This window comes from Tolypothrix bouteillei VB521301 (assembly GCF_000760695.4).
In the GTDB taxonomy this organism is placed as follows: Bacteria; Cyanobacteriota; Cyanobacteriia; order Cyanobacteriales; family Nostocaceae; genus Scytonema; species Scytonema bouteillei_A.
Genome location: NZ_JHEG04000001.1, coordinates 8273356 through 8288820, shown reverse-complemented (window position 1 = coordinate 8288820; position 15465 = coordinate 8273356). Strand labels below are relative to the sequence as shown.

Annotated in this window: 11 protein-coding genes; 4 read left to right on the top strand and 7 right to left on the bottom strand. The window is 41.8% G+C overall.

The window, feature by feature from the left end; genetic code table 11:
- Positions 1 to 83: 83 nt before the first annotated feature.
- Positions 84 to 3434 carry a non-ribosomal peptide synthetase gene (locus HC643_RS33920; RefSeq protein ID WP_082051860.1) on the bottom strand — a complete coding sequence of 1117 codons (3351 nt, stop codon included), beginning with the start codon at positions 3432 to 3434 and terminating at the stop codon, positions 84 to 86.
- Between the two features lie 370 nt (positions 3435 to 3804).
- On the opposite strand from HC643_RS33920, the gene HC643_RS33915 reads away from it, so the two are divergent.
- Together HC643_RS33915 and HC643_RS33910 are read left to right on the top strand one after the other, a co-directional pair.
- Positions 3805 to 4590: a DMT family transporter gene (locus HC643_RS33915; protein ID WP_082051861.1), complete on the top strand. Its 786-nt coding sequence runs from the start codon at positions 3805 to 3807 to the stop codon at positions 4588 to 4590.
- 170 nt (positions 4591 to 4760) lie between these two features.
- A complete protein-coding gene (locus HC643_RS33910; protein ID WP_038082325.1) occupies positions 4761 to 5435 on the top strand; it encodes a cadmium resistance transporter in 675 nt (224 codons plus the stop codon).
- A 22-nt stretch (positions 5436 to 5457) separates the two neighbouring features.
- Here the strand turns inward: HC643_RS33910 and HC643_RS33905 are convergent, their stop codons facing one another.
- On the bottom strand, positions 5458 to 5814 hold the full coding sequence (locus tag HC643_RS33905) for a hypothetical protein (RefSeq protein WP_038082326.1): 357 nt from the start codon (positions 5812 to 5814) through the stop codon (positions 5458 to 5460).
- Positions 5815 to 5944: 130 nt separating this feature from the next.
- On the opposite strand from HC643_RS33905, the gene HC643_RS33900 reads away from it, so the two are divergent.
- Positions 5945 to 6331 carry a tautomerase family protein gene (locus HC643_RS33900; protein WP_038082327.1) on the top strand — a complete coding sequence of 129 codons (387 nt, stop codon included), beginning with the start codon at positions 5945 to 5947 and terminating at the stop codon, positions 6329 to 6331.
- 59 nt (positions 6332 to 6390) lie between these two features.
- On the opposite strand, the gene HC643_RS33895 is transcribed toward HC643_RS33900, so the two are convergent.
- The 5 genes from HC643_RS33895 to HC643_RS33875 all read right to left on the bottom strand — a co-directional run bounded on the left by HC643_RS33895 (position 6391) and on the right by HC643_RS33875 (position 13890).
- Positions 6391 to 8721 carry a heavy metal translocating P-type ATPase gene (locus tag HC643_RS33895; RefSeq protein ID WP_038082328.1) on the bottom strand — a complete coding sequence of 777 codons (2331 nt, stop codon included), beginning with the start codon at positions 8719 to 8721 and terminating at the stop codon, positions 6391 to 6393.
- Positions 8722 to 8942: 221 nt separating this feature from the next.
- On the bottom strand, positions 8943 to 9743 hold the full coding sequence (locus HC643_RS33890) for an SDR family oxidoreductase (RefSeq protein ID WP_237266007.1): 801 nt from the start codon (positions 9741 to 9743) through the stop codon (positions 8943 to 8945).
- Positions 9744 to 9829: 86 nt separating this feature from the next.
- The gene (locus HC643_RS33885) at positions 9830 to 10651 is read right to left on the bottom strand and encodes an NADPH-dependent oxidoreductase (protein ID WP_038082329.1); all 822 of its coding nucleotides are present in this window, start codon (positions 10649 to 10651) and stop codon (positions 9830 to 9832) included.
- Between the two features lie 266 nt (positions 10652 to 10917).
- Positions 10918 to 12036, bottom strand: a complete 1119-nt coding sequence (locus HC643_RS33880; protein WP_038082331.1) for a sulfonate ABC transporter substrate-binding protein — start codon at positions 12034 to 12036, stop codon at positions 10918 to 10920.
- 96 nt (positions 12037 to 12132) lie between these two features.
- On the bottom strand, positions 12133 to 13890 hold the full coding sequence (locus HC643_RS33875) for an iron uptake porin (RefSeq protein WP_038082332.1): 1758 nt from the start codon (positions 13888 to 13890) through the stop codon (positions 12133 to 12135).
- Positions 13891 to 14392: 502 nt separating this feature from the next.
- On the opposite strand from HC643_RS33875, the gene HC643_RS33870 reads away from it, so the two are divergent.
- The gene (locus tag HC643_RS33870) at positions 14393 to 15433 is read left to right on the top strand and encodes an NADP(H)-dependent aldo-keto reductase (RefSeq protein ID WP_038082336.1); all 1041 of its coding nucleotides are present in this window, start codon (positions 14393 to 14395) and stop codon (positions 15431 to 15433) included.
- The last annotated feature ends 32 nt before the right edge of the window (positions 15434 to 15465 follow it).

Below are 15465 nucleotides of genomic sequence, written 5' to 3'. Positions count from 1 at the left end.
TGTAAGGGCGCACAATACCTTACACCCCTACCAAAACTGTTGGGTAATTGACAAACAACTCTGGTACACTCGAGCCACATTGTTCAAAATTCGATTTCTTCCCGACCCTCACTAGTAGTTACTTTATCTGAACCTGCGATCGCCCAACGCATAGTTTCAATATATTTTGCCAGTTCTGCAACAGTTGGTGCTTCAAATAAATGACGTACAGACACATCAACATTCAAGACATCGCGTATTCGAGAAACTAACTGAGTTGCGAGTAAAGAGTGTCCGCCCAATTCAAAGAAATTATCGCACACCCCCAAGTTCTCTGTCCCTAAAAGCTGATTCCAAATGTCTGCTAGTACTTCTTCAACTGGTGTCCTTGGCGCTAGATAATCTTCGTCTCTATCAAATATCAATTGATTTGGTGCAGGTAAAGCATTGCGATCCACTTTGCCATTTGGTGTTAGTGGAAAAGATTCTAATACAATACAAGCTTTGGGTACCATGTATTGTGGCAACTTTTGTTTTAAGAATTGACGGAGTTCGTGGAGTTGTGAATTGTAGACTGTGGATTTTGGATGGTTGGCAATATCTATATACTGATTATCGGTTATGATATAAGCCACTAAGTCTTTCTCACCCCTCACTTCTTCCCGCACGATCGCTACACTGTCTCTGACGCCGGGATGCTGTTTTAAAACAGCTTCAATCTCTCCCAACTCAATCCGAAAACCGCGAATTTTCACTTGATTGTCAATACGTCCTAAAAATTCAATATTCCCATCTGGTAAATATCGGGCTAAGTCACCTGTTTTGAAAATAGGGGTTCGGGAAGAGGGATTTTTTTGCTTGGGTGTGCGAGATTGGTCGTAATTCTTAAAAGGATTGGGAATAAAGCGTTCAGCAGTTAGATTCGGGCGTTTGAGGTAACCACGCGCTAACCCATCACCGCTAATGTATAACTCACCCGAAACACCAATAGGTACGGGTTGTAAACGAGTATCTAAAATATATATTTGCGTGTTTGCGATCGGACGACCGATGGGTAGAGAAGCAGTTGTTTCTGGAAATTCTTTTACATTATAATAAGAAGAAAATGTTGTCCCCTCTGTAGGACCGTAAACATGGATCAATTGATGGGGTGAACCTTGTTTTAAAACCTTCTCAACCCATCTGACATCAACGGTTTCTCCACCAAATAACAAACATCGCAATGAAGCAAAAGCTTGTGGGTTGTCTCTAGCAATTTGTTGAAATAAAGCTGTCGTTAAAAATAAAATACTAATTTCTTTTTCTTGGAGTTGTCTTTTAAATTCACGTGATGATAGAAGAGTTTGTTTGTCGATTGAAACAAGTTGAGCCCCGTTCAATAATGCTCCCCAAATTTCAAAGGTAGCTGCATCAAAGGACATAGTTGATGCTTGAGCTACTTTATCTATTGTCTTTATTGTTATATAATTTGTGTTACAAACAAGTCGATTGACAGCTTTGTGAGTTACTGCAACTCCTTTGGGTTTACCTGTAGAGCCGGAAGTGTAAATCGCATAAGCCAAGCAAGCACTATCAATTTTAATTTTGGGGTTATCTGTGCTTTCCTGCGAGACTTTATCCCAATCTTTATCTAGATAAATGATTTGCTGAGAAAAATCCATAAATTGCTTGCTTGTATTTTCTTGCACCAGCAGTATGGAAACTCCTGCATCTTCTAGGATAAAATTGAGACGTTCTTGCGGATAGTTAGGGTCTAAAGGTACATAAACTCCCCCTGCTTTCAAAATTGCTAACAAACCGACAATTGCGTCTACAGATCGTTCTACACAAATCCCTACTAAAACTTCTATACCCACACCCCGTTGTTGTAGGTAATGTGCGAGTTGATTGCTGCGTTGATTTAATTCCCTGTATGTCGTCTCTACATCTCCAAATACTAATGCAATAGCATCGGGACTTTTTTGAACCCAATCCTCAAACAATTGATGAATGCACTTATCATCAGGATACTCAATATAAGTATTATTCCATTCTACTAATATCTGGTGTCGTTCAGCTTCACTGAGAATAGGTATTTCTGTAATGCATTGTTCTGGATGATGCACAAGACTTTTTAAAAGAGTTTTAAAATGTTTCAAAAAACGAATTATAGTGTTCTTCTTAAATAAATCAGTGTTAAATACGATGACACCTCGAATTCCATCAGAGTGTTCCCAATTCCCACCCCATAAACTTCTAAAATCTTGGGAACATTTCCAGAGATGTAACTCTAAATCAAAACGTGTTGTTTTAAAATCAATATTCATAAAACTAGGCACCAATCCAGGTAATTCCAGGGCTGACATTGGTGCATTTTCAAAACCAAAAACCACTTGAAAAAGTGGGTGATGGCTTAAGTTGCGATCGGGATGCAATTCTTCAACGAGTTTCTCAAAAGGCAAATCTTGGTGGCTGTACGCACCCAGTGTCACTTCTCTCACCCTAGCTAGCAACTCTCGAAAAGTTGGGTTTCCAGATAAGTCAGTTCTAAGTACCAGACTATTCACAAAAAAACCGATAAGCCCTTCAACTTCACTGCGGTTTCGATTGGCAATTGGTGAACCCACCACAATATCTTCTTGATAGGTGTAGCGGTAAAGCAACATCTGAAATGCAGCCAGAAGTGTCATAAATAAAGTGACACCCGCTTGCTGTGAAAGAATTTGGAGTTCGTCAGCCAACTGCTGCGATATCTCTAAAAATTGCGTTTCTCCTTTATAGGATTGTACAGTCTCTCTCGGTCGATCTGTCGGCAGATGCAACATGGAAACACCCTTCAATTGCTGTCGCCAGTACTCTAACTGAGTTTGCAGTGGTGAATAACCGTTTGTCCCTTCTCCATGCAACCATTCCCGTTGCCAGCAGGCAAAATCCGCATATTGTAGGGGAAGTTCCGGCAAAGATGATGTAGAAACATTGCATACAATGTCTTGATAGAGCGTTCCCAGTTCTCGAATAAATACTCCAATCGACCAATCATCACAAATAATGTGGTGCATATTCAACAATAAAATATGCTCCGTTTCAGAAAGCACAAGCAATTTCACTCGCAGTAGGGGTCCTTGGGATAAGTCAAAAGGGCATTCTATTTCTGAGGTGACAATCAGCTTTGCTTCTATCTCTCGTTTCTCTGTTGGCAACTGCTCCAGATTCAGTGTAGAAAGAGGGACACATAAAGAAGGTGAAATCAGCTGTACAGCCTCCCCCTCCAGTATCCCAAACCTAGTGCGTAAAGTTTCGTGACGGCAAACAATTTCCTGCAAAGCCTGCTGCAAAGCAGTGCAATTCAGCAAACCTGTCAAACGAATAGCAGTTGGCACATTATAAATAGTATTGCCCGGTATCAACTGGTCGAGAAACCAGAGCCGTTGTTGGGCGAAAGATGCGCGAAAGACGAAAACCTCTTCAGATGACATAAAGATTCTCCCAAAGCAATCTAGAATTTTAACTGATTTGGTGGAATTCCCCATCCCTCTTAAAGTTAACCTGAGTTCAACAGACCTCACCCCAAGCCTCTCTCCTCTTACCTCTGCGTACTTCCGTTCGCGTAGCGTGCCCGTTGGGCAAGTTTGCTCAACGGGGGCTTAGGGGTCCCCAAGTTAATAAGCAAAATTCGGGGTTAACATTAGGAATAACTTTAAATTATTATATCGATACAAAATAATATTTGATTGAGTTGACTGGGAAGCCCTAAAGTAAAAATTAACCAAAAAAACAAATTTTCGCCAGAGTAGAACTGATAAATTCAAGTCGAACCAAGAAGCAAAAGCTCAGCAATAGAAGGAGATAGCGCAACCTGTAAAACATCAGTCTTATACGAGTCACGATCTATTGCTACTCCTATGTGCTGGAATTTTTTGGGCTGCCACTTTAAGTTTGTTTGCCTGGTCCCTCACTCAAACAAGTGTGGCTATCTCTGTTATCTTACACAATTTAGCCCCTATCTTTACTACCGTAACAGCTTGTCTGTTGTTTCGTCAGAATTTTGACCGCCCATTTTTCATTGGAATGGTCATTGCTATCGGGGGAGCAATTATGATTGAAGTTGAGGAACTACATATTGCTCCGAGTCAATTCCAAGGAGGCTTAGCAGCAATTGGTTCCGCAATTTTGTTAACCGCATATTTATTAACAGTAGAAAAATTACGGTCTAAATTTGACCCGATGACAATTCAACTGTGGATTTGTGCGATCGCTTCATTAACTATTTTCCCCATACTTTTGGTAACTCAAGATGGGCTTTTTCCGTCTTCAGTTAATGGCTGGCTTTGCGTTACTTCTTTAGCATTTCTCTGTCAAGTTGTAGGACAAGGACTTATAACTTACAGCCTTGCTAGGTTTTCTTCTGTAATTGTGTCCTTGGTACGTCTATTAGCTCCGGTATTAGGTAGTGTTTATGCTCTAGCCATCTTTTCTGAAAGATTAAGTTTCTCTAACTGCTTGGGTTTTACAGGAGTTCTTATCGGTCTGTACTTAGCTGTATCCAACCAAGTTGTTAATAATTCTCTCATGAAGCCGAACTTTCCCCTCAAGCACAAAGAGTTAACTCTTTTCACGAAGAGTTTTCCATAAATTTTTTTTATCTTTTTCAAAGATAATAATGATTGCTTTTATTGGACAGAAAACTTAATATGACAAGCGCTACACACTAAAGATCAACAATTGAACTCTCTCCTGAATCGCGCTCACTTCTGGAAATAGAGAAAGACTACAAGCAACTTTGAATCATTGTAACAACGCTTATGAATTGGCTAATTGGTACATTAATTACAGGGATTTCTGTTGCTTTTGCAACTACCTTTGATGACAACATATACTTGACGGCTTTCTTTGGAAAAGTCAACCAGATCTTTCGTCCCAAGCACGTTATTCTTGGTGAATTTGTTGGATTCACTCTATTAGTGATTGCCAGTCTCCCCGGTTTCTTGGGTGGTTTAGTTATTCCAGAAGCTTGGATTGGATTGCTTGGTATCCTCCCAATTATAATTGGTATCAGTAATCTGATGAGTCGAGAAGATGGAGTAGAGGCTGTACAAGATGTGTCCTTTGACTTTGGTCATTCAGTTAAATCTAGGCATCGGAAAAAATCATTATTAGCAACTTTGACCGATCCTCAAACTTACCGCGTTTCAGCAGTTACCATTGCCAATGGAGGAAACAACATTGGCATTTACGTACCGTTGTTTGCGACTAGCGATCTTCCCAGTCTGGGCGTGATTGTGTGTGTTTGCTACTTGACTGTTGGAGTGTGGTGCTTCCTCTCTTACAACATGACTCGCAATCCTCTGATGGCTCCAGTTATAACCAGATATGGTCGAAAAATCTTTCCATTTGTGTTAATTTGGCTTGGGTTTTCCATCATGATGAAAAGTGGAACATTTCAACTTATACCGGGTCTCGCAACACTTTTCTCTTAAATAAGGCAGATGGCAGCTATGTTCACTTCTGTTGGGAATTCTGACCCCAACCTCTAACAGGACACCGTGTAGACAGTGGGTTTGCATATCGGAACAGTGCTTTGAGGTCTGTAATGCTAAAATCGGGATTAAATCGACGGAAGTGAGAAAGCAAAACCTGGGAAACATTAACCATAAAAGCCATCACCACAGCACCATTATTCCCAAAATGACCATCTAAAACCAAGTAAGTCAATGATAAAAACTTATTTAACTTTTTGAGCATTGTGATTCTTCCACTCATCCCTAGAATCGCGTATGTGATGACGCTCCAACGTCTTAGAGTTGTTCTTGCCGTATATCGCTGCAAACATTCCAAAAGTGCTAATATATCTGGCATGGGTTTTCTGTCGGTGTTGAGTTGTAGTTGTGGTAAACAATAACTCTACTACGGAAAGCCCTCTTTATTTTGGCGGAGGTATTGTTGGCATTTAAGATTAAGATCTTTGAGATTGTCAGGAGATTAAGTTATGGTACAAACTAAAATTTACGGATTAAGAGAGCGACTTAACCCAATCAAATCGCAACTCTCTGATATCATTCATTCTTGTGTCATGGATGCGCTTCAGTATCCCTCCGATAAACGCGCACATCGATTTTTCCCACTTGACGCTTCAGATTTTTTCTACCCCGCAGGTCGTACCGATCGGTATACCATTATTGAATTCAGTATGATTGAGGGACGGAGTGTTGAGACAAAGAAGCAATTAATTCGTCTATTGTTTGAGCGAGTTCAGGTACTTGGAATCTCAACACAAGATTTAGAGATGACTATTTTTGAGACACCAAAGCATAATTGGGGCTTTCGAGGTTTACCCGGAGATGAGCATCAATTGAACTACAAAATTGAGGTGTAACTGTAGATGATGTTTTTCATCATAGAGATACACAGAAGCCAGCGCCATGCAAGGGTTCCTCAAACAATAAGTTTTGCTCGAAAATTCCGCAAACGCAAAGCATTTGTAACAACGGACACCGAACTAAATGCCATTGCTGCACCTGCAACAATAGGGTTAAGCAGCCAGCCAAAGATAGGGAAAAGAATTCCTGCAGCGATGGGAATCCCCGCTACATTATAGATAAAAGCAAAGAAGAGATTTTGACGAATATTATTAATTGTGGCACGGCTCAGTTGAATTGCGGTCACAATTGAGAGTAAATCCCCAGATATTAATGTAATATCACTTGCTGCAATTGCAACATCTGTCCCAGTACCGATCGCTATGCCCACATCGGCTTGAGCTAATGCAGGTGCATCGTTGATTCCATCACCAACCATAGCAACAATGGAACGGGACTGTGGCGGAACGGGGAATAATTGTAAATCTTTTCCCGCCCTCTTCCTTTCTCCGCCTCTTCCCCTTCTTTCTGCTTGGAGAGACTGAATGACTGCAGCTTTTCGATCGGGACGCACTTCAGCGAAAACACGGTTAATACCAACTTCACGGGCAATAGATTCAGCAGTCCGGCGGTTGTCACCTGTCAGCATCACAACTTCTAAACCTAATTTTTGCAATGCTTTCACTGCTTGACCAGAAGTGGGTTTGATAGCATCTGAAATGCCCATCAATCCTTGCATTTGTCCGTCAACTGCAATCCAAACTGCTGTTTTGCCCAAGTATTCCAAACGTTCTTTATCTTGTTGCAAGGCTTGGGTTGGAATGCTCAATTCTTCCATCCAGCGTTGTGTACCAAGTTGTACGAGATGGTCACAGACTATACCTTGTACGCCACTACCTGCAATTGCTTCCAAATCTTTGACTGCGGCTAACTGTACTTCTTGAGATTCGGCATATCTGACAACAGCGTCTGCAAGGGGATGTTCTGAATAACGTTCCACAGATGCAGCAAGTTGCAACAATTTCATTTCATGACTGTTAGCTGTTCCATTTACCGTTATAAAGTCCGTGACTGTGGGTTTACCTTGGGTAATAGTTCCAGTTTTGTCAAGTACGATAGTTTGAATTTTGTGTGCAAGTTCCAAACTTTCGGCACTTTTAATGAGAATACCATTTTCCGCACCTTTCCCAGTGCCCACTATGACGGATGTGGGCGTAGCCAAACCTAAAGCACACGGACAGGCAATAATAAGTACCCCAACTGTTGTTATCAGTGCTAGGCTCAAGTTACCCGTGACGTTAAACCAAATGATAAAGGTCAGCAGTGCAATCGCTATCACCACAGGTACAAACCATCCAGTCACTTGGTCTGCGAGTCTTTGAATTGGGGCTTTAGAACCTTGAGCCTGCTGTACTAATTGGACTATCTGTGCCAGTACGGTATCTTTTCCAACTCGTGTGGCTTGAAATTTGAAACTGCCAGTTTTATTGATAGTGCTACCAATGACTTCATCACCTGGTTGTTTTTTAATGGGAACACTTTCCCCAGTAATCATGGCTTCATCAACAGTGGATGTGCCTTCTACTACTTGACCATCTACGGAGATTTTCTCACCAGGTCGGACTAATAGAACATCTCCAACTTGTACTTCCTCAATTGGAATATCGATTTCGCGTCCTCTGCGAATTAAACGTGCTGTTTTGGCTTGCAGACCAATTAACTTACGAATAGCTTCTCCGGTTTGACTTTTGGCACGAGTTTCTAACAGTCTTCCCAGTAAAATCAGTGAAATAATGACTGCTGCGGCTTCATAGTAGACATCAGGGCTGAGACCTTGGGCTGTCAACCAATTGGGAAAAAAGGTGGGAAAAAGAGAATAAACGTATGCAGTGGTTGTGCCTAAAGCTACGAGTGTGTCCATTGTAGCGGCTCGACGTTTTAAAGCTTTCCACGCATTGACGTAAAACGATGCACCGCACCAAAACAGTATTGGAGATGTTACAACCAACTGCAACCAGGGATTGTGCAGCCACGTAGGAATCAATGGAATATGTAGCCCTGTCATCATTGGTATTGACCCAATGACGAGCACTGCACTCAGGATACCCGAGATCGCCACTTTACGCGTTAACACTCGAATTTCTTGCGATCGCACCCGTTTTTCTACATCATCTTCCGCCAAAGGGCTCTGTTGCTGTAGGGGATAAGCAGAGTAACCCGCCTCAGCTACCGCATTTTGAATAACTTGTAAATCTGTTTTTTCGGGATCGTATTCTATTGTTGCCTGTTCTGCACCAAAATTCACAATGCATTCATCCACACCAGAAACGGAACTAATAGCTTTTTCAACACTTCTGGCACAAGAGGCACAACTCATACCCCGGAGCTTAAGTATAGCATTCTCCATAAGACTGCTCCTGACTCTCAATAGCACCCATTAACAACTTACTTTCATCATGAATGCTCCAGTACACTGGAGAGTCAAGAGGGTCAGAAGAAAAATATCTCTCACTTCCCACTACGAATATCGCCGATCTTCCTTTTTCTCGCTCTAGCCTGTGGCAACTCCTTCAGAGTACGCTTCCTTTGTTGCGTCTTTGCGGTTCATATCCTCACAACAGACATTTGCTAAAGCACAGATTGACAAAGCCCCCCATCGACTTGCAACATCACTCCATTGATAAACGAAGCCGCAGGCGAACACAAGAAAACAGCAACGTTAGCAAACTCCTCGGGTTTACCCATACGACCTAAAGGCACTGTAGAATTGATATTCGCAATTTCTTCTGCGGGAGATTTTCCATTTCTTGCAGTACGGGCTGCTATCAATTCTTCAACTCGTTCTGTATAAGTCCAACCAGGTAAGATACTATTAACACGGATTCTGTCAAGCCCGAGTTCTCGACTTAAACTTTTTGTTAAACCAATCACAGACAAGCGAATAGAATTCGACAAAATTAGATTTTGAACTGGCTGTTTCGTTGAAGAGGAAGTGATGGTAAGAATTGCCGGAGTAAATGATTTACGCAAATAAGGTAATGCCAGTTTAATCAGTCGAACTGCACTTAACAAAATCAAATTTACAGAAGTCTCCCATTCCGTTAGATCGACATCATCAAAACTACCCGATGGCGGTCCGCCTGTATTTGTTACAAGGATATCCAAACCTCCAAATCTGGTGACAGTAGTCTCAATAACCCGTTCAACATCTTCGGGTTTAGTCAAATCTGCACGTATGGCCAAGACTTCTGTACCCGTTTCGTTTTCAATTTCAGCAGCCGCTTTTTCAACTAACTCGCTGCGGGCGCAAATAGCTACTTTTGCTCCCTCACGAGCAAATTGACGCGCTGTCGCTTTACCCAAACCTTTGCTTGCTGCTGTTACTAAAACAATTTGACCGTTCAGTTGTAAATCCATTTTTTTATACATACTTACTAGTGAGTGATTAATAGTTAGTTGTTGTTAAAAAGATTACAGCTAACAACTAACTACTAACCACTAACCATTCTCTACCGTTATCGCAGCTCGAAGCCTAAAGTTTTCAAAGCTTCACGCAAGCGATCGCGTCCGGATAAAGACTCAGCCGAAATCACTCGCTTAACAGAATGCTCCGACCAGTCGCCTGGAACGCTCATCTGTTGCGAGGTGTAAAAATCTTTCATGACCTCATTATATTGTGCGATCGCCTCATCTTGCTCTGCCAGCTTGTACGTTTCCCGATGCAATATAGCTGACTGGGACAAACGTGGTTTAATAGCAGCAGGTTGAGCGGGATTTGGATAACCCACGCACAACCCAAATACAGCAAAGACATGAGGAGGCAAATTAAGAACTTCAGCGACTTCCTCAGGATGATTCCGCAATGCACCAATATACACTGTTCCCAAACCCAGAGACTCAGCAGCTACAGTTGCGTTTTGGGCTGCTAGTGCTGCATCTATGGCTGCCATCAGGAACATTTCTAAATAATCCAAACCCTCATGAGGCAAACCGCGACTCTCAGCAATGTAAGCCAGACGGGCTAGATCGGCTAGCCAAACAAGAAATAGAGGACATTGCCGAATATGAGCCTGATTTCTAGCCAGTTGTGACAATTTTTCTTTGCGTTGTGCATCTTCTACAGCTACGACACTCCATGTTTGAAGATTAGAGGAAGTAGAGGCAGATTGAGCCGCAGCAACCAAAGTTTCCAGGGTACCGGGCGGTACAGAATCGGAAAGATAAGCACGAATCGAACGGTGAGAAAGCAAATTTGCTATAGTCTCGTTCCAAGGAATATCTGTATTAATGGTATCAACACCATAGCGGTGGTGTAATAACTCGGTTAGATTTGTCATAAGTGGTTGGTGGTGAGTGGTTGGTAGTTGGTGGTTTTCAAATACAAAATATCTTGCGATCGGGTATCTTGCTCGCTCCTAAATAAAGGACAGGCAAATAGTAGGGTGGCAATGCCCACCAATAACGGGATGTAAGTAGAGAGGCGCAAAAAAACGAATTATATAACGAAGCCTAAAAACCTCTTCCCTTCTGCCATCTGCCTTGTCATGACGACAATTTTTCACACCACCTACTTAGTAAGTATTACTACTAAAAACTACCCAAATTATGTTTTAGGAGACAGTGACGCGTATTGTTCTGGTTTTAACATAGCTTCTTTAACATCTATCTTCTTCGGTATCAACTTCAAGTTGTAGAATGTATCTGCAACTTGCTGTTGCGTAGCAATCAGATCGTCAGTGATGGGTACAACCCCAAAACGTTTTCGATTGGTAGCTCGTTTCATTGTATCCAAATCAATCCCCAATACGGGTGAAAGAGTTTCTGCCACCGCCTCCCGATTTTTATCAGACCATTCCTCCAATTTTTGGATTTCTTCTAAGACTGCCTTGATCGTTTCTTGGTTTTCATCCGCAAACTTGCGACTGGCTAAATAATATCCGCCTTGTTTGTTGACACCCGTACCATCTACCAAAACACGAGCATTCGCGTTTTTTTCAGCAGCTGCATAAAAGGGGTCCCAAATAGACCAAGCATCTATACTACCCTTGACAAAGGCAGCACGAGCATCAGCTGGAGGTAAATACACGGGTTGAATCTCACTGTATTGCAATTTTGCTTTTTCTAGCAGTTGCAACAACATATAGTGAGCGCTAGAACCTTTTTGAAAAGCGATTTTTTTGCCTTTTAGGTCGGCTAATGTTTTAATAGGAGAATTTTGCGGAACAAGAATTGCCGAACCTTGAGGGCTAGCGGCTATTCCTGCAATGTATGTCAGTGCTGCACCAGCCGCTTGGGCAAAAATTGGTGGTGATTCGCCTGTATGACCAAAATCAATACTGCCAACATTTAAGGCTTCTAGAAGTTGCGGACCCGCAGGAAATTCAATCCACTCAACAGATACGCCTTCGGGTTGCAGGCGTTTTTCCAAAACCCCCTTGGCTTTAATGAGAATTGCTGATTTTTGATAGCCAAATCTGAGGACTGATGCTTTGGTAGAACCACTGTTAGCAACAGATGTGGCTGTAGGGTTAGAAGTGTCAGCAGTATTATTGGCAGAACATGCAGCAAATAACAAGCTCAGAAATAAGCCAGCAAGAAAAGCTCCAAAAAATGGCTTGGAAAAGACAGACAACAGTCCCTGGCTTCTGTCACGCCTCTGGAAGCGGAGTTTTGTCAATGCTTTCCATTGACTGAGTAAGATTTGAAGAATTTGGTCAAGCACCCAACTTTGCTCCTACAAAAAACATTGCTTACTTTATATTGATTGATTTACCGTAGTATTTTAAGAAAAAAAACAAATTGGCAACATAAACTTTTGCTAAAAAGCAAAACTGGTACGAAGAACGCCTACCCAAATTGGGTCATTAGCATCATTATGTTCTGGTTTGGTAATCACATAAACAACGGGCGTAACACTGATATTGCTATTTAACCGGAAGCGATAGAAAGCCTCAATATGTAAAGAAGTATCTGGATCTTCTCTGCGCTGTCCTGCTACTCTATAGTCAGTATCTGTCACTTTGGGCGGTACACCAATCACAAATCCTCCTAAATTACCTTCTTTAAATAAATCGGGGAACCCAAGAGTGAGCGCACCATTGAGAATTGTTGCTTCGCTATCACCTCCTGTTTCTTGGTGTGCGCGAGTATAGCCAAACCAACCGCCCAGAGCAAAGCCAGGAGTGGCTCTCCAGTTGAATTGAAGCCCAAAATTATCAGATGTTGTAGCATTTTGCTGAAAAGGATTTCTGGCAAAGGCGCTTCCCGTACCTCCAGTCAAGTTAAAACCAGATTGAGCAATATAGTATTTGCGAGCATAAGTCAAAGCAACATCTAATTTGCGACTGGGAGAGAAAGTGAGTTGACCAATGGCGAGGGACGTGCTGTTGCTTAAACCTCTTGTTGGTAAATTAGATTGAAAGTTCTCAAGTATGTAACTTGCGTGAAATTGCAGTTGGTCGCTAAATCGGTAAGCAAATGCTACCCCCGCACCATCAAAACCGGGTCGGTAAACAGTGGGGTTAAACTGTCCAAATCGAGAAAAAGCACCGTTGAGAGCGCTACCCGTTAAGTTTGTAACTGTCGGCATATAAGCAGGTGGATTGAGTGTCCGAGTACCTACCCAAGCAGTTGCCTTGCTGCCTATGGGGAAACGATAATACAGAGCATCAACATACAAGTCATTATCTGGGTAGTTAGCCCCTCCATCTAAGGTAAAACGGGTCATTTGAGTTCCTGTGGAAGCTCCCATGTTAGGAATACCATATGCCGTTAAACTTGTTGTTAACTGGTCTCTACCGGTAAAACTAGTTTGTAAACCCAGTCTGGCGCGGTAACCAAAAATGGTGTTAGAGTCATCGTCAGTATCATCCGGTTCTGTGTTGTTTGCTCGCGGTCCGATGGCATCAGCCAGTACAAAGACGGCATCACCTACCAATTTGGTCGTTGTGGAAAATTGATTGGCTTCTACTTCAGCAACACGAGGTTCCAAACCGTCCACTCGCCCTCGTAACTCAGCAATTTCCGGTCCAAACTCTTTAGTTAATCTTTCTAAAGCAGCTAACTCTTCTTTAGTTAACAAATCAGCTGTAGAAGAGGCAATGAGGCGATTGATTTGATCCAAGCATGAATTAAGACCTGCAGCAAACTCATAACGAGAAAGAGCGCGGTTACCACGATAAGTGTTGTCTGGATAGCCTACAATACAACCATAACGCTCAACCAACGATTGAAGTGCGACAAAAGCCCAATCAGTTGGTTGTACATCCGAAAGTTGGGAAACCGATGTAGTTTGTGGCAAATTTCCTTTCTGTTTTGCTGAAGAACTTTGCGATTGTACAGTTGGTGTAGAGCCACTTTCCAACTCAGAAACTGATGGTGTTCGTGAGAAACTCTTTTCTTTAGGTTTGAGCAAAAAAGAACTTGATGAAGTATCTGGTTCACTTAATCTTTCTTCACTTTTTTTTGTCTGTTCTGTTGTTTCTGTTGACTGGGCAACAGCTTTTGTATGAGTGGCTGAGAAGATACTTAAAATAACCGGAGTAGCGAGCAGTAAGTTCCAAACAATTTTGTTCATTGCAGAAGAAATTTACTTTCAAGTTGAATCAACTACAGGATGCAGGATGAAGTATACAGTATGAAGCTATTCCCTCAATAAATTGAGGGAAATCATATTTATTTTGTCAGATTTTTGTTCATCCTTTACCTTTCATCCTTAATCCTTTTTTTGTCAAGTCAATAATTCAAAATTCAAAAGACTAGTGCTGAAAAACTATGGGTTTTTAGAGTAAAAAACTTTATTTTCAAACAAAGTACGGTAATACAGTCGAATTTATGATGTTTGATTCTACTAGATACAAGTATTTCATAAAAACTGTAGTTACTAAGTATTTTTAGCTACAATTCCTTATGAGTGACTTTTTGAAAACTTAAGTTGCTTGTTGAAGTTAAGTCTGATAGTATCTTAAGATTTTCTTGTAAATACGCATATTTTGGTAGGTTTGCAGTATTTTAATGTCAAGATGTAGTATTTTTAAGTCTTAGATAAGAAAACCATCGGAAAAAACTTTGTCTGACGTATGAAGTACAATCAGCTTGGTGAGAGCGACCTTAAGGTTTCCGAAATTTGTCTTGGAACCATGACCTACGGTCAGCAGAATACCATTGAAGACGCACATCTACAGCTAGACTATGCCGTTAGCCAAGGGATTAACTTTATTGACACGGCAGAAATGTACCCAGTACCACCCCGTGCTGAAACACAAGGGCGAACTGAAACTTTTATCGGTGAATGGTTGAAAAAGCAACAGCGGGATAGACTGATTATTGCTACAAAAATTGCCGGACCCGGTCGCCCCATAACTTGGGTAAGGGGAGGAGCGACGAACATAAAAAGCGACAACATCAAGCAAGCGGTAGATGACAGCCTCAAGCGATTGCAAACAGATTACATCGATTTGTACCAAATCCACTGGCCCGATCGCTACGTTCCTACCTTTGGACAAACAGAGTACAACCCTCATTTTGAGCGTGAGACAGTACCCATCGCCGAACAGCTAGCAGCTTTTGCTGATGTCATTAAGGAGGGAAAAATCCGCTACCTGGGTTTAAGTAATGAAACTCCTTGGGGAGTGGCTCAGTTTAGTCAGATTGCCAAAGAGTTAGGGCTGCCCAAAGTTGTTGCCATTCAAAACGCTTATAATTTACTGAATCGGGTGTTTGATTCTGCTTTAGCAGAAGCTTGCCGTTACGAGAATGTTGGTTTGCTAGCTTACAGCCCTTTAGGATTTGGTTTACTATCAGGCAAATACTTAGAAGGCAATAAACCGGAGAAGACACGACTGACTCTTTTTGAAAACTTTGGACAGCGCTATCTCAAGCCGAATGTAAGTGAAGCGGTTACGGCTTATGTTGAAATTGCCCGCAGTCACAATCTCAAACCCTCACAATTAGCTATCGCCTTTGTCATCAGCCGTTGGTTTGTCACCAGTACGATCGTTGGTGCAACAACTCTCGAACAACTTCAAGAGAACATAGATAGCGTTAATGTAACTCTAGATAAAGAGATACTGGCAGAATTGAATGCCGTTTACACTCGTTATCCCAATCCTGCCCCATAACGGGTAATCTTTTTTTTAAACTGCTTGCTTTT